The sequence below is a fragment of the Nocardioides cavernaquae genome (assembly GCF_003600895.1).
Taxonomy (GTDB): domain Bacteria; phylum Actinomycetota; class Actinomycetes; order Propionibacteriales; family Nocardioidaceae; genus Nocardioides; species Nocardioides cavernaquae.
Genome location: NZ_QYRP01000002.1, coordinates 2,843,835 through 2,865,706, shown reverse-complemented (window position 1 = coordinate 2,865,706; position 21,872 = coordinate 2,843,835). Strand labels below are relative to the sequence as shown.

Sequence of the window (21,872 nt, the reverse complement as noted above, 5' to 3'; positions counted from 1 at the left end):
GCCGTTCTTCCGACCTTCGAGGACCCCATGCACCTGACCGGCCGGTCTGCTCTCGCCACCTGTCTTGCTCTCGCCCTCTCCACCAGCGCACTCGCCGCATCGGCGCTGCCCGCATCGGCTGCCGGCTCGCCCGGCATCCGCATCAGCGAGGTCAAGACCAACCCCAACCCGGACTTCGTCGAGCTGGTCAACACCAGCGACGCGCCGGTCGACCTCAACGGCTGGAAGGTGATCGACGCCGATCCGGCCCACGTGCCGGCCGTGATCGCCACCACCGAGACCGTCGTGGCGCCGGGTGGGTTCCACGTGTTCGACACCGCTCTGCTGACCGGTGGGTTCGGCCTGGGCTCCGCGGACTCGGTGACCATCCAGCAGCCCGACGGCACTGCCGTCGACAGCCAGGCGTGGACCGTCCACGGCGCCCCGACCTACAGCGTCTGCGGCGATGCCTTCGTGCAGAGCGCCACGGCGACACCGGGTGCGGTCAACGACTGCCCTGTCGCCCCGTCCTGGCAGTCGGTCAAGGTCAACGAGGTCGAGTCGAACGGCGACAAGGTGGCCGACTGGCTGGAGCTGGTCAACAACGGCGCGGGCCCGGTCGACATCTCCGGATGGAAGATCCTCGACGCAGACGCCGCGCACGTGAGCACGCCCGTCGTCGTCCCCGCCAACACCACGATCCCTGCGGGTGGCCTCTACGCCATCTACACCGAGATCGCCCAGACGCCGGGCTTCGGCCTCGGCGCGACCGATTCGGTCACCGTCCTCCTGCCCGACGGCACCACGACGGTGGACACCTACGGCTGGGTCGGCCACGCCGCCACCACCTACGGCCGCTGCCCGAGCGGCACCGGTGACTTCGCGGTCACCACCGTCTCCACCCGCGGGCTGCCCAACGCCTGCAGCCCGGTTCGCGTGAACGAGGTCGAGTCCAGTGACGCGACTCCCGGTCCCGACTGGGCCGAGCTGGTCAACATCAGCGACGCACCTGTCGACGTGTCCGGCTGGGTCCTCAAGGACAGCGGCGACGCATCGCCGTACACGATCGCAGCGGCGACCAGCATCCCCGCGCACGGGCACCTCGCCATCGACAACCTGGGCTTCGGCCTGGGCAGCGGCGACGCCGTGCGCCTGTACGCCGCGGACGCGACGACACTGATCGACACCTACGCCTGGACCGCACACGCGACCACCACGTACGGCCGCTGCAAGGACGGCCTGGGCGACTTCGTCACCACCGTCGCCGCGACCAAGGGAGCGGCCAACGCGTGCCCCGGCCTCGCGACGCAGCCGTGGCCCGGCAGCCAGTCCGTCACCACCGCCGACTTGGTCACGACGTTCCCCGCCGACCTCAGCGGACTGGCTTTCGACCCGAACAGCCTCGACGTCCTCTGGGGATCCCAGAACAAGCGCGGCACGCTGTGGCGCCTGGTCCGCGACGGCGCGACCTGGGTCCCCGACACCGCCAACGGCTGGTCTGCTGGCAAGGACCCGAAGTTCCCGAACGGACTCGGCGCCCCCGACACCGAGGGCATCGCGGTCGGCGCTGACGGCTTCCTGTACGCCGCGTCGGAGCGCGACAACAGCGCGAGCGGCATCAGCCGGATGTCGATCCTGCGCTACGACCCGTCCTCGTCCGCGGCCACGCTGACGGCCACGAACGAGTGGGACGTGACCGCGGCGATCAACCTGGCGGCCGGTTCTCCCGTGCCTCCGATCGGCGCCAACCTCGGGCTCGAGGGTGTCGCCTTCGTCCCCGACGCGTTCCTCACGACGGGTGGGTTCGTCGACGAGGCCACCCACGCGGCATACGACCCCGCGGCGTACCCGAACCACGGCGGCGGCCTGTACGTCGTCGCGGTCGAGGACACGGGCAAGCTCTACGCGTTCGCGCTGAACTCCTCGGACAACTCCTCAACCCTCGTCGCCACGATCTCGACCGGCCTGCCCAAGCTGGCCGACGTGAACTTCGATGCCGAGCGGGCCCGCCTCTGGGCGGTCGCCGACGACACCGTCGACGGGCAGACGTCGCTGCTCAAGCTCGAGGGCGGCGTGTTCGTGATGGCAGAGGCCTACGACCGCCCGGCGGGCATGCCGAACCTCAACAACGAGGGCCTGGCGATCGCTCCGCGGGCGGGCTGCGTGGACGGCACGAAGGAGGTGCTGTGGTCCGACGACGGTGACACCGACGGCCACTCGCTGCGCGCGGGCACGATCACCTGCACGCCTCCCGGCACCCCGACCGTCACCGCCGCCCTGACCGGCACCCAGGCGCCCTCAGGCTGGTACCGCTCCGCGGTCACCGCGACCTTCACCTGCGCGCCGGCGGGCGCACCGATCACCAGCTGCCCGGAGCCGGTCGTGCTCGAGGCCAGTGGCGCGGACCAGACCGTGTCGGGCACCGTGACCGCTCTGGGTGGCGGCACGGCGACCACGACGGTCAGCGACATCGACATCGACCGCATCGCCCCCGCGGTGACGGTCGGCGGTGTCGTCGCCGGTCGCCTCTACGTCGGCAACAAGCCTCGCCCCACCTGCGAGGGCACGGATGCGCTCTCCGGCATGGCGACCTGCACGCTCGCCACGAGCTCGACCCCCACGTGGACCACCATCACCGCGACCGCGACGGACAACGCCGGCAACGTGGCCACGGCGACGGCGCGCTACCGGACGCTGCCGCTCACCGTGAAGGGTGCTCGCTGGGTCGACGGCGCATTCAAGCTGAAGCGCGGCGCGACCTACCAGGTGAAGGCCACGGCGGTCACCAGCGGACGGATCTCCCGTCTCTACCGCGGCACAACGCCCACCGCCTGGCGCGCGCTCGTGGGCGGCGCCTCCACCGTGCGGATCCCGCCCGCGATCCGGCCGGGCACGGTCTGGCGGATCCAGCTTCGGGCCGGCGGCTCGAGCTACACGGTGAAGGTGGTCACGACCCGCTGAGGGCGATCGGGTCCGCCTGCGCAACTGTCGCTGCGTAGGCGGATCCGATGATCCCGGCGTTGTTGATGAGCGTGGCCAGCCTGACCGGCGTGTCCACATCGATCAGGTGGAACCACGGCTCGGGTGTCCTGGAGACGCCACCGCCCAGCAGGAACAGGTCGGGGCTGACAAGGCGTTCAAGGTGCTTCAGGTAGCGCGAGACCTTCGCCGCCCACGGTTCCCAGTCGAGCCCCGTGATCTCCCTGGCCCGGGCACTGGTCGTCGACTCGGCGACGGCACCGTCGAGCTCGAGGTGCCCGAACTCCGCGTTCGGGATCAGCGTGCCGTCGTAGACCATCGCAGCCCCGATGCCGGTGCCGAGGGTGATGGTCAGGACCAGACCCTGCTGGCCCCGGCCCGCGCCGTACTCCGTCTCGGCCAGGCCGGCCGCGTCCGCGTCGTTGAGGTACGCCGCGGGGCCGGGAAGGGCGTCGTCGAGGAGCTCGGGCAGCGAGACCCCCACCCAGGAAGGATCGATGTTCGCCGCCGAGAGCGCGACCCCGTGCCGGACGATCGCAGGCAGCGCGATCCCGACAGGCGCGGACACCCCGAAGCCGTTCACCAGCTCCGCGATCGTGTCTCGCACGGCCGCCGGCGTCGCCGGCTTCGGCGTGTCGAGGCGACGGCGCATCTCCAGCAGCTCGCCGGTCGCGGTGTCGACGACAGAGGCCTTGATGCCCGTCCCGCCGACGTCGACTCCGATTGCGTGCGTCATGACTGCCTCTCCTTCAGTGGCTCGTGGACCGCAGTCAACCGCTCCGAGCACTCGCTCGGGAAGTTGCGCCAGGACAATTCGTCCGCTGCCAGGACATATTCGATGGCCGGCGTCTAGGCTTCTCGCGTGATGAGCGCCACACGCACCGCGGTTGCCATGAGCCGTTCCCGGAGCCAGGTGCTCGAGGCGATCCGCCAGGCCAATGGCGTCACCCGCGGGGAGCTCCACCGGCTCATCGGGCTCTCGCGGAGCGCGGTGGCGGACGCAGTGCAGGGCCTGATCGAAGCCCGGCTCGTCGTCGAGGAGCTGCCGCCCCCGCGCGGCAAGGGCGCCGGTGCCGGACGTCCCGCCGCCGTGCTCCGGCCGTCGGCGGACAGCGGTCTCGTCGTGGGCCTCGACTTCGGCCACTCCCACATCGCCGCCGGGATCGCGGACACCGCCGGCACCGTCCTCGGAGAGCGCCGCCGCGCCCTCGACGTCGACCACAGGCCCAGGGATGCCTTCGACGCCGTCACGGCCCTGGTCCTCGAGCTGCTGGTCGAGGACGGACGGACCATCGACGACGTCCGGACCGTGGCGGCCGGGCTCCCGGCCCCGCTCGACCTGCGCACCGGTCGGCCCCATTCCCACCCGGTCCTCGCCGGCTGGGCCGGCCTCGACCCGGCGGCCGAGCTCGCGGCACGCCTCGGCCGACCGGTGGCCCTCGCCAACGACGCGGACCTGGGCGCGCTGGGCGAGCTCCGCTACGGCGCCGCGCGCGGACTGCGTGACTTCGTCTACGTGAAGGTCTCGGCTGGTCTCGGCGCCAGCCTCATCCTGGACCGCGAGGTCCACCGCGGCGCCAACGGCCTGGCCGGGGAGATCGGCCACATCCGGCTCAGCGAACGCGGCGGCCTCCTGTGCCGCTGCGGCAACCGGGGCTGCCTCGAGACCGTCCTGTCGACCAATGTCATGGAGACCCGGTTCCGTGAGCTGGCCTCGAGCGACACCGATCCGGTCTTCCCGCTGCGCAGCTGCGCTGCCGACCCCGAGATCGCGACGTATCTCCGCGAAGCGGGGCGCACGCTGGGCCGCGCGCTCGCGGACCTCTGCAACTGGGTCAACCCGCAAGCAGTCGTCGTCGGCGGCGTCTTCGGCACCGCCGGCCAGGCGGCGGCCCACGCTGTCCGGGAGGGCATGTTGCGCTTCGCCGCGCCGATCGAGGGCGCCGGCGTCGAGGTCCACACGGGCGAGCTGGGGCTCCGCGCGGAGCTGATGGGCGCGGTCGCGGCCGCCGGCCGCAAAGCCCGCGCCAACACCGGCTGACCTGCGCCGAAATGAAGAAAAGGCCCCGTGGAGCCGGGGCCTTCTCAGTGTCCGAGGGGGGACTTGAACCCCCACGTCCGTTAAAGGACACTAGCACCTCAAGCTAGCGCGTCTGCCATTCCGCCACTCGGACGAGTGCGGGAGAAACAGTAGCAGGGCTGGGGCCTGATCCTCACATCGGCCCCACCCACCCCACGAGCCGTGAGACGTGTCGGGCAGGCGGTCCTCAGGACAGCAGACTTGTCAGTTTCGCCAGTGACAACTCGAGGTGCGTGTCGGCGTACTGGTGGACCACGTTCTTCAGCCCGCCCATGACCAGCGCGCCGCTCAGGCCGGCAGTCACCACGACGTCAGTGGCTCCCTCGGCGGGCGTCAGCTCGAACCGGATGTCGAGGCCGACACCCATCACGGACTGGCCGCTCATCGCGAACGCCGACGGAGCAGCGAACTCGGTGATGCGCCACGTCATCGGCATCGGGATGTTGAGCAGCACGACCTTCTCGATGAACGTCGTCCCGACCGCGACCTCGGTCGGAGGGGCCTTGGGCCAGCTCGCGTGGAGCGAGAGCCAGTCCGCCCATCCCGACGGCGGAGAGGCAATCTCCCAGACCTGCTCTGTGGGAGCTTCAAGACGCGCCTCGCGGCGGATGGTCACCATGAGGTGATCCTACGAAGGTCGTCACTAGGCTGTTGCCATGACGGACCCGTTCCGCGTCGCGTTCGTCGCCGGCGTCTCCCCCGACAAGTGGACCCGACGCTGGCGTGACCGCTTTCCGGACAGTCCCCTCGAGGTCACCCTCGTCCCTGACGAGGAGCAGCGCGCGGTCCTCACCGACGGCGCGGTCTCCATGTCGTTCGTCAGGCTGCCCGTGGCCAAGGACGGTCTCCACGTCATCCCCCTGTACGTCGAGGTGTCGGTCGCCGTCGTGTCGGTCGAGGACGATCTCAGCCTCCACGACGAGCTCACGGTTGCCCACCTCGCCGACCGGCAGCTGGTCACCGACCCAGCGGCTCTGCCTGCCTGGTCCGACATCGCGACGGTCCAGCGGCTTCCCTTCCCCGCCATGTCCGCAGGAGACGCGGTCGAGGTGGTCGCGAGCGGCACGGGCGTTGCCGTCCTGCCGATGTCCGTCGCCCGCATGCACCACCGCAAGGACGTCGTCGCACGCGTGCTCACCGACGGTCCGGAGCACCCGGTCGGGCTGGCGTGGCGCGTGGACGATGTCGACCCGCGCATCGAGACCTTCATGGGCATCGTGCGAGGGCGCACGGCCAACAGCTCGCGCTCCAGTGACGAGGCGCCCAAGCAGAAGCCGACAAAGAAGGCACAGGCCAAGCGCGCCGTTGCGAAGACGGGCGGAAGCGCGGGCTCGGCGGCCCGCAAGCGTGGCGCGTCCGGTCGCACCGCTCGCAAGCCCAAGCGCCGCTGAGCCAGCGCCGCTGATCCAGCGCCCGGGGGCCTCAGCCGAGCAGGGACTCCAGCCAGGCCGCGAGCTCGCGCGCAGACGCATCGACCATCGCCGGCCAGTCGAGAGCACTCTCGTCGGCGTTGTCGGACACGTGCTTCGCCATCCGCACCGGCACGCCGAACTGCCGCGCCGCGTAGGCCACGGCGTACCCCTCCATGTCGACGAGGTGTGCCTGCATCGCCAGCCTGGCCCGGACCACGGGGTCGGTGACGAAGACGTCGCCGGTGGCGAGCACGACCTCACGCGCTGCGTCCACGACCAGGCGCTCCTCGGGGTCGTAGCCGAGCGCGCGGATCGCGTCAGCGTTGATGTCGTGGTTGAGGACCGTGCCCGGCTCGTGCAGGCCGATGAGGTGGTCCCGGAGCGCGCCCGCCGTGCCGATGTTGACCACGACGACGTCCGCGAGTGACCCCAGCCCAGCCAGGGACCGCGCGACTGCCGTCGCGGCTGCGGTCTTCCCCAGGCCCGTGATCACCAGGTCGAGCCCGGAGGGCACGTAGGCCGCTTCGGCACGGGTGGCCGCCACGACGAGCGGACGGGCCGAGGGCGGGAGAACGTCATCAAGGAAGCGCACGCGCCGCAATCTACGTCTCTGTGGTCTATCTCTCGAAACCGTAACCATCGCTTCCCAATGAGGTTGGATCGACAGCTGGAATGTCCCCCTCTCGGGGAACCACCAATGGAAGGACACACCATGCAGAAGCGACTCGCGTCCACGCAGCGACTGGCCGCCGCAGCGGCCATCCTCGCTGTCACCCTCACCGGATGCTCCGAAGCACAGGATGCCGCCGACAAGGCGAAGGCCAAGGCTTCCGAAGCCGCCGCCGCCAAGGCGTCCGAGGCTGCAGCCCAGGCCAAGGAGAAGGCATCCGACGCTGCGGGCAAGCTCAACGACAAGGCCACCGAGATGGGTGGCGACAAGGCAGGCGCCCTCGTCGACGACGTTCTCGGCAAGCTCAGCCCCGAGCAGCAGGAGAAGCTCCAGGGCCTCGACGCCGTCGCGCTCGGCGAGAAGGGGGCCCTCGCCGAGGACGCCGACTCGCTGACCGTTGCCGAGTTCTTCGCCGCTCGCCAGTCCGCCGCTGCCACCGGCGGCGAGGACCTCTCGGCCCTCGAGGCCGTCACCGGCCCGCGCGTCTTCAAGCGTGCTTCCAGGTACGTCGTGCGCAACTCGGGCAAGGACATCCCGTTCGTCGTGAACGTGGTCGCCGCCGAGGCCGGCAGTGTCGACGTGTGCGTGGGCCCGAAGGGCAAGAAGTCCCGCACGCTCACCGTCACCGACGGCAAGGTCGTCAAGAACATCGCCGGCGACCACACCTGCTGATCCCGCCATCGGCAGCGGCCCGCCACTCCCTCGGGGTGGCGGGCCGCTGTGCGCCCGCAGGCATGTCAGGCTGCCCACATGCACGTCGTCGAACCCGGCGAGCCCGCCGAGCTCGCGTTGCGAGCGGGCTCCCTCCTCCGGTCCACCTTCGGGACAGACCCGGAGGTCGTGGCGCGGGCCACCGGTCGCGTCAACCTGATCGGTGAGCACACGGACTACAACGCGGGGTTGTGCCTGCCGCTCCCGCTCCCCCACGCGACGTACGCCGCGGCGGCACGGCGCCCGGACTCCCGGGTGCGCGCGATCAGCACGCTGGCGCCTGACGGTTTCGATGGCGAGCCCGAGCACGCAACGGGCTGGGCCGCCTACGCCGCCGGCGTGGTCTGGGCTCTTCGTGAGGAGGGCATCGACGCTCCCGGCATCGACCTGGCCATCGCCTCGACGGTGCCGATCGGCGCCGGTCTCGCCTCGTCCGCAGCGCTGAGCTGTGCCGTTGCACGGGCAGTCGGCGCGCTGGTCGGCGACGTGCCTCCCGACGTGATGGTGCGGGCAGCGATCCGTGCCGAGAACGAACGCGCCGGGGCGCCGACCGGGGGCATGGACCAGACCGTCGCGATCCATGGCCACGCCGGACAGGCGCTGCTCCTCGACTTCGCTGACGGTTCACGCACACCGGTGGCCTGGGCGCCTCCCGATCTCGCGCTCCTGGTCATCGACACGGTGGTCAGCCATTCCCTCGCCGACGGGCAGTACGCCGCCCGGAGGGCCTCCTGTGCCGCTGCAGTGACCGCTCTCGGAGTGCGGACGCTGCGCGACGTCAGCCTGGCGCAGCTCGCCGGCGTGTCCGGCTCCCCCGAGTGGCTCCCCCGTGCCGCTCACGTCGTCAGCGAGAGCCTGCGGGTCGAGGCGTTCGTCCGCGCCACCGCGCGTGGTGACTGGGCGGAGGCGGGAGCCCTCCTCACCGCGAGCCACGAGTCGCTGCGCGACGACTACCAGGTCAGCACCCTCGAGCTCGACCTAGCCGTCGATTCCGCCCGCCGCGCCGGCGCGCTGGGCGCGCGCATGACCGGCGGCGGGTTCGGCGGCTCGGCCATCGCGCTCGTGCCCGAGGGCCGCCTCCAGTTCGTCATGACATCGATCGTGCTGGACTTCCAGGAACGCGGCTGGGATCCGCCGCTCTTCCTCCGGGCCTGAAATGCAGACCGGTCCGGCGTACCTCCCAGGTACGCCGGACCGACCCGACTGATGGTGCTGATGCCTTACAGCGTCACTTGAGTTCGGCCGACGACAGGCCGAGGATGCGACGGGCGACGATCAGCTGCTGAATCTGCTGCGTGCCCTCGAAGATGTCGAGGATCTTCGAGTCGCGGGCCCACTTCTCGAGCAGCTCGGTCTCGGCGTAACCGACACCCGTGCAGAGCTCGACACAGGACAGCGTCACGTCGGAGCCGACACGACCGGCCTTGGCCTTGGACATCGAGGCCTCGAGCGAGTTCGGCAGCTTGTTGTCGGCCATCCAGGCGGCCTGCAGGGTGAGCAGGTGCGCACCCTCCCAGTCCGACTCGAGCTGGAGGAACTTGGCGGCGGCAGCCGACTGCAGGTAGGCGGGCTTGTCGTAGTCGATCTCGACACCGGCCTGCTTGAGCAGGTCGCGGGTCAGGTCGAGCGACGCGCGGGCACAACCGACGGCCATGGCGGCCACGAGGGGACGCGTGTTGTCGAAGGTGGCCATCGCACCGGCGAAGCCCTCCTTGACGTTGATCTCCGGGTTGCCCAGGAGGTTCTCCGCCGGGACGCGAGCGTCCGTGAAGGTGATCACCGCGGTGTCGGAGGCGCGGATGCCGAGCTTGTGCTCGAGACGCTCGACCTTGACGCCGGGGGTGTCCTTGAAGACGACGAAGGACTTGATCGCGGCCTTGCCGAGCGACTTGTCCAGGGTGGCCCACACGACGATCGAGTCGGACCGGTCACCAGCGGTGACGAAGATCTTCTCGCCGTTGATGACGTAGTGGTCGCCGTCCTTCTTCGCGGTCGTGGTGATCGCGGACGAGTCCGAGCCGAACGACGGCTCGGTGATCGCCATCGAGGCCCACGTGCCCTTGAACCGCTCCATCTGCTCGTCGGTCGCGACGGACGCGATCGCCGAGTTGCCGAGGCCCTGGCGCGGGAACGCGAGCATCAGACCCGTGTCGCCCCAGCACATCTCCTGGACGGAGAGCACGGACGCGAGGTTGGAGCCGTTCTTGTTGCCCTTGTCGGCCGAGGCCTCCACGCGGACACCGGTCGCACCGGCACCCTCGGACGACCCCGACGACTCGAGGCCGTCGATCATCGCGGCGAGCATGTCGAGTTCCTTGGGGTACTCGTGCTCGGCGAGGTCGTACTTGCGGGAGATCGGACGGAGCATGTTCATCGCGACCTGGTGGGCCTGCTCGACGAACGCCTTGTGCTTCTTGGGGGTTTCGAGATTGATCATGGCTGTGTCTCCTCTGATCTGAGCCGGGGCTCAGACGAGGACGCCTCCTTCCAGGATGCCGACGGCCCGCAGGTCGCGGTACCACCGCTCGACCGGGTGCTCCTTCGTGAAGCCGTGGCCACCGAGCAGCTGCACGCCGTCGTTGCCGATCTGCATGCCCTTGTCGGCGCAGATCTTGCGGGCCAGGGCGACCTCGCGGGAGAAGTCCTTGCCCAGCGCAGCACGCGAGGCGGCCTTGTAGGTGATCAGGCGCATGGCCTGCAGCTCGATCGCGATGTTGGCGACCATGAACGCAACCGACTGACGGTGCGAGATCGGCTCACCGAACGCCTCGCGCTCCTTGACGTAAGGAATCACGTAGTCGAGCACGGCCTGGCCGGTGCCGACCGCGAGGGCGCACCAGGCGAGGCGGGACAGACGGACAGCCTCGGTGTACGTCGAGCCGTCGGCCTCGCCCAGGATGGCGGAAGCCTCGACCTTGACGTCGCGCAGCCAGACCTTGGACAGGCTGGCAGCCTTCAGGCCCATGGCCGGGTCGGCCTCGACCTTGAGACCGGGGGTGCTGGACTCGACCAGGACGAGGACGTTCTTGCCGTCGAGCTCGGCACCGATGATGAAGAGCTCGGCGTCGGCACCGCGGGGAACCAGCGACTTCACACCGTTGAGCACGAGGCCACCGTCGGCCTTGACCGCCTGGGTGGACGGCTTGAAGACGTCGAACAGGACAGCGGGCTCGGTGAGCGCGAGCGCAGCGCCCGGGACCTCGGCGCCGGTGAAGGCGGGGAGGTAGGTCTGCTGCTGCTCGTCAGTGCCCCACAGGCTCAGTGCGGTCGCGACCGCACCAGGCGCCAGGGTGGCGACAGCCATGCCCATGTCGCCCTTGGCGAGTGCCTCGGCGACCAGGGTGCCGGCCACAGCGGAGCGCTCCTCGGCGATGCCGCCGAGCGACTCGGCGACACCGAGGATCGGCAGGCCGATCTCGAGCGACGCGGCGAGGACGTCGTGCGGCGTCACCGCGGCCTCGTTGGCCTCGGCAGCCAGCGGACGGATCGCCTCAGCGGCGAACTCGCTCACGACGTCGACGAGCATCTGCTCGTCCTCGGTCGGCTTCAGGTCGAAGAGACCCTTCGGCTGGGCGGAGGGCGTCTTGACGCCTGCGGCGCCCTTCTTGCCCTTCTTGGAGAAGGTGCGGCTGGCGGAGGCGGCGACCTTGAAACCGCCGCGCGTGGCGTTGAACACCACGGCTTCGGTCGACCGGCGCATCTTCAGCTTGTCGAGAAGAGGGCTCTGGGCCATCTTGTTCAGGGCGAGCACGGCGATCCCGATGGGGTCGCGCGTCTCCTTGTTCGACAGGCCGAACTTGCCGCCGGCCCGGGTGACAGGGTTCTGGGACATGCGCCAACTGTAACTGTGAGTTACACGCTGCGCTACAGGACACGGATCACGTTTACGATTTGCCCATGACGAACGCGCCCGACAGCACTCCCTTCGCTCCGCACGGCCCCCTCCCCGGGGGCGGCAAGGTGCGTGAGATCACTCGCTGGGGCGAGCCGGTGATGCACCGCAAGCTGCGCCCCGTCACGGCGTACGACGCGTCCCTGCGCGAGCTCGTCGCCGACATGGTCGCGACGATGTACGCCGCGGAGGGCGTCGGCCTGGCCGCGAACCAGATCGGTGAGGATCTGGCCGTCTTCGTCTTCGACTGCCCCGATGCGAGCGGCCGCCACACCGTGGGTGTCGTGTGCAATCCCGTCGTGACCGTCTCCGAGGGACGGGGCCGCAAGCTCGACAAGGGCGATGAGGGCTGCCTCTCCTACCCCGGCGCGTTCGTCCCGTGCAGCCGTCCGGACTACGCCGCGGTCGACGGGTTCGGCCTCGACGGCGAGCCCGTCCACTTCGAGGGCGACGGCCTGCTGGCGCGCTGCCTGCAGCACGAGGCGGACCACCTCGAAGGAACGGTGTTCGGCGACCGCCTCGCGTTCGGCGCCCAGAAGAAGCTGCGCAAGCAGATGGAGCAGGCGATTGCCGAGTACCCCCTGAGCTGGCCCGCGAACGAGGTCTGACCGTGCATCCTCGCGGGACCTCCCGCGCGGCTCACTTCCACCCACGGGTGGTTGTGGCGGACGCCCGTGCGCGGGAAGGTGGCTCCATGAGCACAGAGACCAGCGAGATCACTCCCGGCCAGACCGAGGCATTCGATGCCGCCGGTCTGCTCGGGGACCTGCGTGCCACCTTCGCCTCGGGGCGCACCCGCGACTTCGCCTGGCGCGACGCGCAGCTCGACGCCCTGGCCCGGATGCTGGTCGAGAACGAGGCGGCTGTCATCGAGGCCCTTGCCGCCGATCTCGGCCGTCCGACCCTGGAGGCCTGGGTCTCCGAGGTCCGGATGATCGAGAAGGAGATCCGGACCATCCAGAAGCACTACCGGAGCTGGGCTGGCGAGAAGAAGTACAAGACGCCGGCGTTCTTCAAGCCGGGTCGCTCGGCCGTGCGGTTCGACCCGTTGGGCGTGGTGCTGGTCATCGCTCCGTGGAACTACCCGGTGCAGTTGCTGATCTCGCCGCTGGCCGCGGTGATCGCTGCGGGCAACACCGCGGTCGCGAAGCCGTCGGAGCTCTCCCCCGCGACCTCCGCGCTGCTGACGCGGCTCGCCGCGGAGTACCTCGACTCCGACGCGATCCGGTTCGTCGAGGGCGGCATCGACGAGTCGACCGCGCTGCTCGAGCAGCGCTGGGACCACATCATGTACACCGGCAACGGCATGGTCGGGCGCATCGTCGCCGCCGCGGCTGCCAAGCACCTCACCCCGGTCACCCTGGAGCTCGGCGGCCAGTCCCCCACGATCGTCGACAAGGACGTCAACCTCACGCTGGCGGTCGACCGCATCGCCGGCGGCAAGTGGGTCAACGCCGGCCAGACCTGCATCGCGCCGAACCACGTCTTCATCCACGAGGACGTCGAGCAGGAGTTCGTCGAGCGCCTCAAGAAGACCCTCGTCACGCGCTACGGGCGCGACCCGCGCACGAGCAAGGACTTCGGTCGCATCGTCAACGAGCGCCACGCGGCGCGCGTCGCAGGGCTGATCACCGCCGGCGGCTTCGACTCGGTCGTGGCCGGCGGGGACTCCGACGTCCGCAGCCGTTACGTCGCGCCGACGGTGCTGCGCGGCGTACGTCCCGACGCGGCGGTGATGCAGGAGGAGATCTTCGGGCCGGTGCTGCCGCTCATCACGTTCCGCGACCTCGACGAGCCCATTGCGGCGATCAACGCCGGCGAGAAGCCGCTGGCGCTCTACGTCTTCAGCAACTCCGACGAGACGGTCGAGCGGGTGCTGTCCGAGACGTCGTCGGGCGGCGTCTCGGTCAACGACGTCTTCATGCACATGATGAGCGGCGAGATGCCGTTCGGCGGCGTGGGCGAGAGCGGCTACGGCGCCTACCACGGCCAGGCAGGCTTCGAGACGTTCAGCCACGCGAAGGCGGTCTACCGCCGACCGGGCTGGTTCCGAGACCCGGCGCTCCTCAAGCCGCCGTACAAGGGGTGGAAGCTGAAGGTGCTCCGCAAGGTCTTCTGACCGAGCGGAGGGCGCACGGGGTCAGCGCGAGCCGTAGGCCCTGCCGATCGCGGCGTCGTAGATCGCGGTCGGCGTGAAGTCGACCGAGCTGCGGATCATGCGTGCGCCCTTGCCGACCGGGTAGACGGCAGCGGGCCGCTTCGCCGTGGCCGCCTTCGCAATCTTCTCCCCCACGACCTCGGGTCCGACCGAGGTGGAGGGCTTGTAGGCCTGGTCCATCATCTTGCGGGCGCGACGCGCGTACTTCCCGTACGCCGTGCTGCCGGACGCCTCCTCAAGCGAATCGCCCGCGATGCCGTGCCACTCGCTGCGGATTGCTGCCGGGGCGATCAGGACGACCTTGACGCCGAAGGGCGCCACCTCGAGCCGCATGCAGTTGCTCAGGCCCTCGACTGCGTACTTCGTCGCGTGGTACCAGCCGCCGAACGGCTCGTAGAAGCGTGCCCCGATGCTGGAGACGTTGATGATCCGGCCCGACTTCTGGGCGCGCATCGCAGGCAGGACGAGCTGCGTGAGGCGGGCGAGGGCGAAGAGGTTCACCTCGAACTGCCGCCGGCCCTCCTCGATCGGGACGTCCTCGATCGCGCCGAACGAGCCGTAACCGGCGTTGTTCACCAGCACGTCGATGCGCCCCTGCTCCGCAAGGATCTGGTCGACCACCGCCACCATCGAGGCGTCGTCGGTGAGGTCCAGCGCGAGCACGTGCGCACCGCGCTCGCCCAGCGGAGCCATCCGGTCCGTGCGCCGCGCCGCGACGTACACGGTGAAGCCGGCCTTCATCAGCTCATCCGCCGCGGACTCCCCGATGCCGCTCGAAGCGCCGGTGACCAGGGCAACCTTCTTCGTCATGAGCCTCAACCTAGCGCCGAGCGATCAGCGACGTGAAGTGATGTAGCAGGCGACCGCGGTCGCCGCCGCGACGTTGAGGGAGTCGATGCCCTCGCGCATCGGGATGATCGCGCGACGGTCAGCCGACTGCTCCCAGCGCGGCGACAGCCCGTGGCCCTCGGAACCGAGCACCAGCGCCACCCTCTCCACGCCGGCGACTGCCTCCTCGATGGGGGTCGAGTCCTCGGCGAGGGTGAGCGCAACGGTGGTGAATCCCCGTGCAGACAGTGCGGGCAGCGCGTCATACCAGTCCGGGAGGCGGGTCCACGGCGTGGAGAAGACAGCACCCATGCCCACCTTGATCGAGCGACGGTAGAGCGGGTCCGCACAGCGCGGCGCCAGCAGCACTGCATCGAAGCCGAGCGCTGCGCCGCTCCGGAAGATCGCGCCGACGTTGGTGTGGTCGACGAGGTCCTCGAGGACCAGGACCGACCGGGCGCCCGCGAGCACCTCATCGACCGAAGGCAGCGGCTTGCGCGCGAGGGAGGCCAGCGCGCCACGGTGCACGTGGAAGCCGGTGACCTCCTCGGCCAGGCGCTCCGGCATCACGAAGCACGGTGCGTCGGTGGTGGCCAGCACGTCGGCAAGTGCTTCCATCCGCCGCTCCGGCATCAGGAAGGACCGTGGCTGGAAGCCGGCTTCGACCGCGCGCCGGATCACCTTCTCCCCCTCGGCGAGGAAGAGGCCGTGCTCGGTCTCGACGTGCTTGCGCAGCTCGACGTCACGCAGGTCGCGGTAGTCGGCGAGCCTGGGGTCCGCCGGGTCCGCGACCTCGATAACTGACGCCATCAGCGGCTGTAGCGCTCCGGGTGGGCCACGGCCACGACCTCGCCGACGACGATGATCGCGGGAGGCTTGATCTGCTGGGCCTCGATGTCGGCGGCGAGCGTGCCGAGCGTCGAGAGGACCGTGCGCTCGTCGGGCATCGTGCCGTCCATGATCACGGCCACCGGCGTGTCCGCAGGCCGTCCGCCGTCGACGAGCGCCGTTGCGATCGCCGGAGCGTTCTCCACGGCCATGAGCAGCACGATCGTGCCGCGCATCTGCGCCACGGCGGGCCAGGCGACGAGTGAGTCGGGGTGACCCGGCGGGATGTGGCCCGAGATCACGGTGAACTCGTGGGCGATGCCGCGGTGGGTGACCGGGATGCCGGCGCGGGCCGGGACCGAGATGGACGACGAGAGGCCCGGGATGATCTCGACCGGGACGCCTGCCTCGTTGCAGGCCAGGACTTCCTCGTAGCCACGGCCGAACACGAAGTTGTCGCCGCCCTTGAACCTGACGACGCGCTTGCCGGCCTTGGCCCGCTCGACGATGACCTCATTGATGAAGTCCTGCGAGGCGTAGCGACCACGCGGCAGCTTGGCGACGTCGATCAGCTCGACGTCCGGGGAGAGCTCTGCGAGCAGCTCGCGCGGGGCGAGCCGGTCAGCGACGACGACATCCGCCGAGGCCAGCGCGTTGCGGGCCGCGATGGTCACGAGGTCGGGGTCACCGGGACCACCACCGACCAGGACGACGCCGGGGGTCTTCACGACCTCGTGGGCGCCGCCGCCGAGGGTGCCGTCACGCAGGGCGACCAGGATCTCGTCGCGGACCGCGGCCGAACGGCGCGGCTCACGGTTGGCGAGGACTGCGACGGTCAGGCCCTCGTGGCGGCCGACAGCCGGGGTCCATGCGGTGGCGGCGCTCGCATCGTCACTGCGCACGCAGAAGATGCGACGCTCCTCGGCCGCGGCCGCGATGGCGGCGTTGGTCGCCGGGTCGTCGGTCGCGGCGATGGCGTACCAGGCACCGTCGAGGTCGCTCTCGGTGAACTCACGCAGGTGGAGCGTGATCTCGTCCTCGAAGCCCTCGATGGCGGGGGTGACCGAGCGGGCCACGACGACGACGTCGGCACCCACTCCGATCAGGGTCGGGATGCGCCGCTGGGCGACGTGTCCGCCACCGACGACGAGGACACGGCGGCCGGCGAGCCGGAGCCCGACCGGGTACGACGGCAGGTTGAGGTCTTCCGGGATCACCGTCATCAGGCGTCCGGCCCTGCCATGACCGACTCCAGCGTGGCCATCTCGTTGAGCACCCGTGCTGCGGCCTGGACCAGCGGCACCGACAGGGCGGCGCCGGTGCCCTCGCCGAGGCGCAGGTCCAGGTCGACCAGGGGCCGCAGGCCGAGCTGCTGGAGCGCGACGATGTGGCCGGACTCGACGCTGCGGTGACCCGCGATGCAGTAGTCGATCGAGGCGGGAGCAAGGCGCTGCGCGACGAGCGCCGCAGAGCCGGCGATCACGCCGTCGAGGAGGACCGGCACGCCACGGGCGGCACCACCGAGGACCAGCCCCGCGATGCCGGCGTGCTCGAGGCCACCGACCTCGGCAAGCAGGTTGATGGCGTCGTCGACACCTGCGGTGCGCGCCACAGCTGCGGCCACGATCTCGGTCTTGCGGTTCAGCGTCTCGTCGTCGATGCCGGTGCCGCGACCCGTCACCAGGTCGGCGTCGGTGCCGGTGAAGGCAGCGATCAGGGCAGCGCTGGGCGTGGTGTTGCCGATGCCCATGTCACCGGTCAGCAGGAGGTCGGCGCCACCGTCGACCAAGCGGTTGGCGATCTCGATGCCCACGGCCAGACCAGCGAGTGCCTCGTCACGGGTCATCGCAGCACCCTTGGCCAGGTCGGCCGTGCCGCGGCGTACCTTGCGGGAGAGGACCTCCGCGCCGGTGCCGACACCCTCGGCGACGTCGCCGTCGACCGCGATGTCGACGACGGTCACCGAAGCGCCGCAGGCGCGCGACAGCACGTTGATCGCGGCACCACCGTTGCGGAACACCTCGACCATGACCGCGGTGATGTCCTTGGGCCAGGGGGTCACCCCCTGCGCGAGGACGCCGTGGTCACCGGCGAAGACGGCGACGGCGGGCGCACCGGGCACCGCGGGCGGGCACGTCCGGGCGATGCCGGCGAGCTGGATCGACAGGGACTCGAGGACGCCGAGCGCACCCGCAGGCTTGACCAGACCGGCCTGACGCGCCTCGGCGTCAGCGACGGCAGTGGCGTCAAGAGGCTGGATGCTTGCGAGGGTCGTGCTCAGTACGTCAGTCACGCAGCCATTCTCACGTAACAGGATCGGAACTCCGTACCCGTTCCACCCGGCGGGCCTTGTTGCCTAGGCTGCCTCGCATGAGCCTCGAGCGTCCGCAGACCCCGAATCCCTACGAGTTCCTGCCGGCCACCGCGTCCTTCACCGTGACCAGTGACGACGTGACCGACGGATCCCCGCTGAAGCCCGCGCAGGTCTACTCCGAGGGCAACACCTCGCCACAGCTGTCGTGGAGCGGTGCCCCCGAGGGCACGAAGAGCTACGTCGTCACCTGCTTCGACCCGGACGCCCCGATCGTGTCCGGTTTCTGGCACTGGGTCGTGGCCGACATCCCGGCCGACGTGACGTCGCTGGACACCGGCGCGGGTGCGCTCGGCGACGCCAAGCTGCCCGACGGCGCCTTCCACGTGCGCAACGACTTCGGCACCCGAGACTTCGGCGGCGCCGCTCCCCCGGAGGGCGACCGCCCGCACCGCTACTTCTTCGTGGTCCACGCCGTGGGCCTCGAGCAGCTCGGTGCCGATGCGGACGCCACCCCTGCGGTCGTCGGCTTCAACCTCGCCTTCAAGACGCTGGGCCGCGCAGTCATCACCGGCACATGGCAGGCCTGACTCCGAGTTGAGTGCGCAAGTGGCTGTTCTCGCCACATGCCTGCGCACTCAACTCCGGAGCAGATCCTCGAAGCTGACGTAGCTGCTCGAGCCCGGATCGAACCCGGCGTCCACCGCGGTGGGCGCCGGCTTCGCAGTCGTCGCGGAGCCGGCACCCAGCAGAGCCGCCAGCTCGCCAGCCGCACGCGCGACCCGCGATGCCAACGCGCCCGATGCAGTAGCACCGAAGTCCTCGGTCGCCGCGAACACGCCGGTCGGCACCACGACCGCGTGCAGGTACGAGAACAGCGGCCGCAGCGCGTGCTCGAGCACCAGCGAGTGACGTGCAGTGCCGGCGGTCGCCGCGACCAGCACCGGCTTCCCGGCGAGCAGGTCCGGCTCCAGGACGTCGAAGAAGGTCTTGAACAACCCGCTGTACGACGCGGAGAAGACCGGCGTCACCGCGACAACCGCATCCGCGCGGCGTACCTGCTCGATCGCGTCCGCGAGTGCACCGGTCGGGAATCCTGTCAGCAGGTTGTCTGCCAGCGCGTGCGCCAGCTCGCGCAGCTCGATGAAGACCACCTCGACCGGCTCGCCCCGTGTCTCGAGCGACCCGACCACGGCCGTCGCCAGCTGGTCGGCGAGGTTCCTCGTCGATGACGGCACGCTGAGCCCGGCGGAGACGACGGCGATCCGGTGCGTCATCGGTCGCTCTTCCCGGTGACGTCGTCGGCCGCGGCGTACACCGTGGCATCGTGCGAACCGCCGGCCTTCGCCACCAGCGAGGCGTGCGTCGGAGCGTCCGGGACGTGCGCCGGACGTCCCTCCGCGAAGCCTGCGCGCAGGTCGGGCAGGATCTCGCCGAGCAGGTCGAGCTGCTCGAGCACCGTCTTCAACGGCAGGCCCGCGTGGTCAACGAGGAAGAGCTGGCGCTGGTAGTCACCGACGTAGTCGCGGAAGCCGAGCGTCTTCTCCAGGAACTGCTGCGGCGAACCGACGGTGAGTGGCGTCTGGTCCATGAAGTCCTCGAGCGACGGACCGTGGCCGTAGACCGGGGCGTTGTCGAAGTACGGGCGGTACTCGCGGATCGCGTCCTGGCTGTTCTTGCGCATGAAGAACTGGCCACCGAGCCCGACGATCGCCTGGTCGGCCTTGCCGTGGCCGTAGTGCTCGAAACGCTGGCGGTAGAGGCCGATCATCTGCGCCGCGTGCGACGCCGGCCAGAAGATGTGGTTGGAGAAGAAGCCGTCGCCGTAGTACGCCGCCTGCTCGGCGATCTCGGGGCTGCGGATCGACCCGTGCCACACGAAGGGCGCGACACCGTCGAGCGGGCGCGGCGTGGAGGTGAACCCCTGGAGCGGCGTGCGGAACTTGCCCTCCCAGTTGACGACGTCCTCGCGCCACAGCTTGTGCAGCAGCGCGTAGTTCTCGACCGCCAGCGGGATGCCGTCGCGGATGTCCTTGCCGAACCACGGGTACACCGGGCCGGTGTTGCCGCGCCCCAGCATCAGGTCGGCGCGGCCGTCGGAGAGGTGCTGCAGGTAGGCGTAGTCCTCGGCGAGCCGCACCGGGTCATTGGTGGTGATCAGCGTCGTGCTCGTCGACAGGATGATGCGCTCGGTCACGGCAGCGAGGTGGGCGAGCAGGACCGGCGGGTTGGCCGGCGCAGCGAACGGCGGGTTGTGGTGCTCCCCCGTCGCGAAGACGTCGAGGCCGACTTCCTCGGCCTTCTTCGCGATCGCGACGGTTTCCTTGATCCGCTGGTGCTCCGTCTGCGTGCGGCCCGTGGTCGGGTCGGTGCTGACGTCGCCGACGGTGAAGATGCCGATCTGCATGGCCTGCTCCTTGGTAGATGACGTGTCAACCATATCAACTTCCCGGCCCTCATGGGTATTCCGTGCGAGCATCGCGCCATGCGTCGCTGTCCCTGGTGGGTCCCGGTCCTCTTCCTCGTGCTCACTGTGGGCCAGCTCGTGGTCGCGACGTTCATGCCGGGCCTCGCCCAGTTCGAGGGCAAGGCCTTCGGCTCGCGACTGGCTGCCTACCCCGCGTTGATGCTCGTGGTTCCCGCCGTGTGGTGGCGCATGCACCGTGATCAGGGCGCCGTGGTCCCTTGGGGCGCCTTCGCGCTGATCATGTCGCCGTTCCTGATCGACGTGACCGGCAACAGCCTCGATCTCTACGACCGCGTCATCTGGTGGGACGACGCCAACCACTTCGTGAACTGGGCTCTGCTGTGCGGCGGCCTGGGGCTGCTGGTCCGCCCGCAGCTCACCCCGCGCTGGGTGCTGGTCCTCGCCATCACCGGGCTCGGGGCGATCCTCGCGATCGGCTGGGAGCTCGGCGAATGGGTCAGCTTCATCCGTCAGGGCACCGAGCTGGACACGGCCTACACCGACACCCTGGGCGACGAGGCCCTCGGCACACTCGGCGCGCTCATGGCAGGTGTCGCCCTTGCCACTCGTCGCGCGTCCTGAGGTGGAAGACTCATCCCATGCCGGATCCCGTGATCGACGTCCTCGGGGCGCCGTACACCGCTGAGACCATCGACCTGCCCTCCGACAATGAGGGCGCTGTCGTCGCGACGCTGGTGCGCCGGGGTTCCGGCAGCACCTCACGCAAGGCCGTCCTGCACGTGCACGGCTTCTGCGACTACTTCTTCCAGACGGAGTACGCCGAGTGGTGGGCCGAGCGGGGCTACGACTTCTACGCCCTCGACCTGCGCAAGTACGGCCGCTCGATCCGGCCACACCAGACACCCAACTATGTCGCCGACCTGCGGGAGTACTGGCCCGAGCTGGACGAGGCGTGGCGACTCATCACGGAGCGCGATGGCCACGACCACGTCGTCCTGAGCGCCCACTCCACCGGCGGTCTGGTCGTGCCGCTGTGGGCCGCCGATCGGGGGGCCGAGGCGCGAGGTCTCGTGCTCAACTCCCCCTGGTTCGACCTGCAGGGTCCCGAGTGGCAGCGCACGCTCGGCACCCGGCTGGTGCAGGAGATCGGCACCCGTCGCCCGATGACGGTGCTGCCGCGCACCGTGTCCGGCATCTACGGGGAGAGCCTGCACGCGGACTTCGACGGCGAGTGGACCTACGACCTCGGCTGGAAGCCGTCGACGTCCTGGCCGGTGCGGCTCGGCTGGCTCGCGGCCATCCGTCGGGGCCACTTCGAGCTCCACCGCGGCTTGGGCATCGACGCGCCCACGCTGGTGCTCAGCTCGTTGAAGTCAGGCGCACCCAAGGAGATGGGCGAGATCGCGCACACCCGCGACATCGTTCTCAACGTGAAGCAGGTCCGGCAGTGGGCGCCGGCGATCGGCAACCACGTCACGAGCGTCGCGATCCCGGGCGCGAAGCACGACGTGGTGCTGTCGCGCACGGGAGTCCGCAAGCACGTCTACGACGAGCTCGACCGGTGGCACACGGCCTACGTGCGTTGACCTCGGGCCC

21 protein-coding genes and 1 tRNA gene are annotated in these 21,872 nt (G+C 70.1%); 10 read left to right on the top strand and 12 right to left on the bottom strand.

The genetic code is table 11. The features are described 5' to 3' along the window. The first annotated feature begins 27 nt into the window (after positions 1-27). Positions 28-2,940, top strand: a complete 2,913-nt coding sequence (locus D4739_RS13800) for a lamin tail domain-containing protein (RefSeq protein ID WP_147384925.1) — start codon at positions 28-30, stop codon at positions 2,938-2,940. Here D4739_RS13800 and ppgK read toward each other — a convergent pair. Then, on the bottom strand, positions 2,927-3,694 hold the full coding sequence (gene ppgK / locus D4739_RS13795) for a polyphosphate--glucose phosphotransferase (RefSeq protein WP_120061160.1): 768 nt from the start codon (positions 3,692-3,694) through the stop codon (positions 2,927-2,929). The two genes, D4739_RS13800 and ppgK, sit on opposite strands and share 14 nt — an antisense overlap. A gap of 129 nt (positions 3,695-3,823) precedes the next feature. Here ppgK and D4739_RS13790 point away from each other — a divergent pair, with 129 nt between their 5' ends. Beyond that, positions 3,824-4,999: an ROK family transcriptional regulator gene (locus D4739_RS13790; protein WP_120061159.1), complete on the top strand. Its 1,176-nt coding sequence runs from the start codon at positions 3,824-3,826 to the stop codon at positions 4,997-4,999. A 48-nt stretch (positions 5,000-5,047) separates the two neighbouring features. Here D4739_RS13790 and D4739_RS13785 read toward each other — a convergent pair. Both D4739_RS13785 and D4739_RS13780 read right to left on the bottom strand, forming a co-directional pair. Further along, positions 5,048-5,132 (bottom strand) — tRNA-Leu (locus D4739_RS13785). Between the two features lie 93 nt (positions 5,133-5,225). Continuing rightward, complete coding sequence (locus tag D4739_RS13780) at positions 5,226-5,657, bottom strand: type II toxin-antitoxin system Rv0910 family toxin (RefSeq protein WP_120061158.1); 432 nt, start codon at positions 5,655-5,657, stop codon at positions 5,226-5,228. Positions 5,658-5,694: 37 nt separating this feature from the next. Here D4739_RS13780 and D4739_RS13775 point away from each other — a divergent pair, with 37 nt between their 5' ends. Continuing rightward, the gene (locus tag D4739_RS13775; RefSeq protein WP_120061157.1) at positions 5,695-6,429 is read left to right on the top strand and encodes a LysR substrate-binding domain-containing protein; all 735 of its coding nucleotides are present in this window, start codon (positions 5,695-5,697) and stop codon (positions 6,427-6,429) included. Positions 6,430-6,460: 31 nt separating this feature from the next. Here the strand turns inward: D4739_RS13775 and D4739_RS13770 are convergent, their stop codons facing one another. Continuing rightward, positions 6,461-7,042 carry a nucleosidase gene (locus tag D4739_RS13770; RefSeq protein WP_238473655.1) on the bottom strand — a complete coding sequence of 194 codons (582 nt, stop codon included), beginning with the start codon at positions 7,040-7,042 and terminating at the stop codon, positions 6,461-6,463. 120 nt (positions 7,043-7,162) lie between these two features. Here D4739_RS13770 and D4739_RS13765 point away from each other — a divergent pair, with 120 nt between their 5' ends. Continuing rightward, positions 7,163-7,792: a hypothetical protein gene (locus tag D4739_RS13765; RefSeq protein WP_120061156.1), complete on the top strand. Its 630-nt coding sequence runs from the start codon at positions 7,163-7,165 to the stop codon at positions 7,790-7,792. Between the two features lie 78 nt (positions 7,793-7,870). Further along, a complete protein-coding gene (gene galK / locus D4739_RS13760; protein WP_120061155.1) occupies positions 7,871-8,986 on the top strand; it encodes a galactokinase in 1,116 nt (371 codons plus the stop codon). Between the two features lie 73 nt (positions 8,987-9,059). Here galK and D4739_RS13755 read toward each other — a convergent pair whose 3' ends face one another. Both D4739_RS13755 and D4739_RS13750 read right to left on the bottom strand, forming a co-directional pair. After that, the gene (locus tag D4739_RS13755; RefSeq protein ID WP_120061154.1) at positions 9,060-10,268 is read right to left on the bottom strand and encodes an acyl-CoA dehydrogenase family protein; all 1,209 of its coding nucleotides are present in this window, start codon (positions 10,266-10,268) and stop codon (positions 9,060-9,062) included. 30 nt (positions 10,269-10,298) lie between these two features. After that, entirely contained in the window at positions 10,299-11,663 is a 1,365-nt protein-coding gene (locus D4739_RS13750) for an acyl-CoA dehydrogenase family protein (RefSeq protein WP_182920423.1), read from the bottom strand. Positions 11,664-11,728: 65 nt separating this feature from the next. Between D4739_RS13750 and def the strand changes: the two genes are divergently transcribed. Beyond that, a complete protein-coding gene (def, locus tag D4739_RS13745; RefSeq protein WP_120061153.1) occupies positions 11,729-12,331 on the top strand; it encodes a peptide deformylase in 603 nt (200 codons plus the stop codon). Between the two features lie 86 nt (positions 12,332-12,417). Continuing rightward, positions 12,418-13,842: an aldehyde dehydrogenase family protein gene (locus tag D4739_RS13740; protein ID WP_120061152.1), complete on the top strand. Its 1,425-nt coding sequence runs from the start codon at positions 12,418-12,420 to the stop codon at positions 13,840-13,842. 21 nt (positions 13,843-13,863) lie between these two features. On the opposite strand, the gene D4739_RS13735 is transcribed toward D4739_RS13740, so the two are convergent. From D4739_RS13735 to cobT, 4 genes are read right to left on the bottom strand one after another with little or no spacing between them, the layout of a single operon-like run. Beyond that, complete coding sequence (locus D4739_RS13735) at positions 13,864-14,691, bottom strand: oxidoreductase (RefSeq protein ID WP_120061151.1); 828 nt, start codon at positions 14,689-14,691, stop codon at positions 13,864-13,866. Positions 14,692-14,715: 24 nt separating this feature from the next. Further along, on the bottom strand, positions 14,716-15,519 hold the full coding sequence (locus D4739_RS13730) for a TrmH family RNA methyltransferase (RefSeq protein WP_120061150.1): 804 nt from the start codon (positions 15,517-15,519) through the stop codon (positions 14,716-14,718). Beyond that, a complete protein-coding gene (gene cobA, locus D4739_RS13725) occupies positions 15,519-16,760 on the bottom strand; it encodes a uroporphyrinogen-III C-methyltransferase (protein ID WP_120061149.1) in 1,242 nt (413 codons plus the stop codon). Before cobA ends, D4739_RS13730 begins: the two co-directional genes overlap by 1 nt. Then, a complete protein-coding gene (gene cobT, locus D4739_RS13720; RefSeq protein WP_120061148.1) occupies positions 16,760-17,830 on the bottom strand; it encodes a nicotinate-nucleotide--dimethylbenzimidazole phosphoribosyltransferase in 1,071 nt (356 codons plus the stop codon). The genes cobA and cobT overlap by 1 nt, the downstream gene beginning before the upstream one ends. 77 nt (positions 17,831-17,907) lie before the next feature. Here cobT and D4739_RS13715 point away from each other — a divergent pair, with 77 nt between their 5' ends. Then, positions 17,908-18,438, top strand: a complete 531-nt coding sequence (locus D4739_RS13715; protein WP_120061147.1) for a YbhB/YbcL family Raf kinase inhibitor-like protein — start codon at positions 17,908-17,910, stop codon at positions 18,436-18,438. 48 nt (positions 18,439-18,486) lie between these two features. On the opposite strand, the gene D4739_RS13710 is transcribed toward D4739_RS13715, so the two are convergent. Further along, positions 18,487-19,125, bottom strand: a complete 639-nt coding sequence (locus D4739_RS13710) for an FMN reductase (protein WP_120061146.1) — start codon at positions 19,123-19,125, stop codon at positions 18,487-18,489. Beyond that, positions 19,122-20,255 (bottom strand): LLM class flavin-dependent oxidoreductase, encoded by a 1,134-nt coding sequence (locus D4739_RS13705; protein WP_120061145.1) that lies wholly within the window; start codon positions 20,253-20,255, stop codon positions 19,122-19,124. The genes D4739_RS13710 and D4739_RS13705 overlap by 4 nt, the downstream gene beginning before the upstream one ends. A gap of 78 nt (positions 20,256-20,333) precedes the next feature. Between D4739_RS13705 and D4739_RS13700 the strand changes: the two genes are divergently transcribed. Together D4739_RS13700 and D4739_RS13695 are read left to right on the top strand one after the other, a co-directional pair. Then, positions 20,334-20,897 carry a DUF2238 domain-containing protein gene (locus tag D4739_RS13700; protein WP_120061144.1) on the top strand — a complete coding sequence of 188 codons (564 nt, stop codon included), beginning with the start codon at positions 20,334-20,336 and terminating at the stop codon, positions 20,895-20,897. A 17-nt stretch (positions 20,898-20,914) separates the two neighbouring features. Next, positions 20,915-21,862, top strand: a complete 948-nt coding sequence (locus tag D4739_RS13695) for an alpha/beta hydrolase (protein WP_120061143.1) — start codon at positions 20,915-20,917, stop codon at positions 21,860-21,862. The last annotated feature ends 10 nt before the right edge of the window (positions 21,863-21,872 follow it).

What these genes read in the sequence shown, in the direction of transcription:
- D4739_RS13800 (WP_147384925.1), top strand. Translation starts at nt 28, where the DNA reads ATGCACCTGACCGGCCGGTCTGCTCTCGCCACCTGTCTTGCTCTCGCC.
- ppgK (WP_120061160.1), bottom strand. Translation starts at nt 3,694, where the DNA reads ATGACGCACGCAATCGGAGTCGACGTCGGCGGGACGGGCATCAAGGCC.
- D4739_RS13790 (WP_120061159.1), top strand. Translation starts at nt 3,824, where the DNA reads ATGAGCGCCACACGCACCGCGGTTGCCATGAGCCGTTCCCGGAGCCAG.
- D4739_RS13780 (WP_120061158.1), bottom strand. Translation starts at nt 5,657, where the DNA reads ATGGTGACCATCCGCCGCGAGGCGCGTCTTGAAGCTCCCACAGAGCAG.
- D4739_RS13775 (WP_120061157.1), top strand. Translation starts at nt 5,695, where the DNA reads ATGACGGACCCGTTCCGCGTCGCGTTCGTCGCCGGCGTCTCCCCCGAC.
- D4739_RS13765 (WP_120061156.1), top strand. Translation starts at nt 7,163, where the DNA reads ATGCAGAAGCGACTCGCGTCCACGCAGCGACTGGCCGCCGCAGCGGCC.
- galK (WP_120061155.1), top strand. Translation starts at nt 7,871, where the DNA reads ATGCACGTCGTCGAACCCGGCGAGCCCGCCGAGCTCGCGTTGCGAGCG.
- D4739_RS13755 (WP_120061154.1), bottom strand. Translation starts at nt 10,268, where the DNA reads ATGATCAATCTCGAAACCCCCAAGAAGCACAAGGCGTTCGTCGAGCAG.
- D4739_RS13750 (WP_182920423.1), bottom strand. Translation starts at nt 11,663, where the DNA reads ATGTCCCAGAACCCTGTCACCCGGGCCGGCGGCAAGTTCGGCCTGTCG.
- def (WP_120061153.1), top strand. Translation starts at nt 11,729, where the DNA reads ATGACGAACGCGCCCGACAGCACTCCCTTCGCTCCGCACGGCCCCCTC.
- D4739_RS13740 (WP_120061152.1), top strand. Translation starts at nt 12,418, where the DNA reads ATGAGCACAGAGACCAGCGAGATCACTCCCGGCCAGACCGAGGCATTC.
- D4739_RS13735 (WP_120061151.1), bottom strand. Translation starts at nt 14,691, where the DNA reads ATGACGAAGAAGGTTGCCCTGGTCACCGGCGCTTCGAGCGGCATCGGG.
- D4739_RS13730 (WP_120061150.1), bottom strand. Translation starts at nt 15,519, where the DNA reads ATGGCGTCAGTTATCGAGGTCGCGGACCCGGCGGACCCCAGGCTCGCC.
- cobA (WP_120061149.1), bottom strand. Translation starts at nt 16,760, where the DNA reads ATGACGGTGATCCCGGAAGACCTCAACCTGCCGTCGTACCCGGTCGGG.
- D4739_RS13715 (WP_120061147.1), top strand. Translation starts at nt 17,908, where the DNA reads ATGAGCCTCGAGCGTCCGCAGACCCCGAATCCCTACGAGTTCCTGCCG.
- D4739_RS13710 (WP_120061146.1), bottom strand. Translation starts at nt 19,125, where the DNA reads ATGACGCACCGGATCGCCGTCGTCTCCGCCGGGCTCAGCGTGCCGTCA.
- D4739_RS13705 (WP_120061145.1), bottom strand. Translation starts at nt 20,255, where the DNA reads ATGCAGATCGGCATCTTCACCGTCGGCGACGTCAGCACCGACCCGACC.
- D4739_RS13700 (WP_120061144.1), top strand. Translation starts at nt 20,334, where the DNA reads ATGCGTCGCTGTCCCTGGTGGGTCCCGGTCCTCTTCCTCGTGCTCACT.
- D4739_RS13695 (WP_120061143.1), top strand. Translation starts at nt 20,915, where the DNA reads ATGCCGGATCCCGTGATCGACGTCCTCGGGGCGCCGTACACCGCTGAG.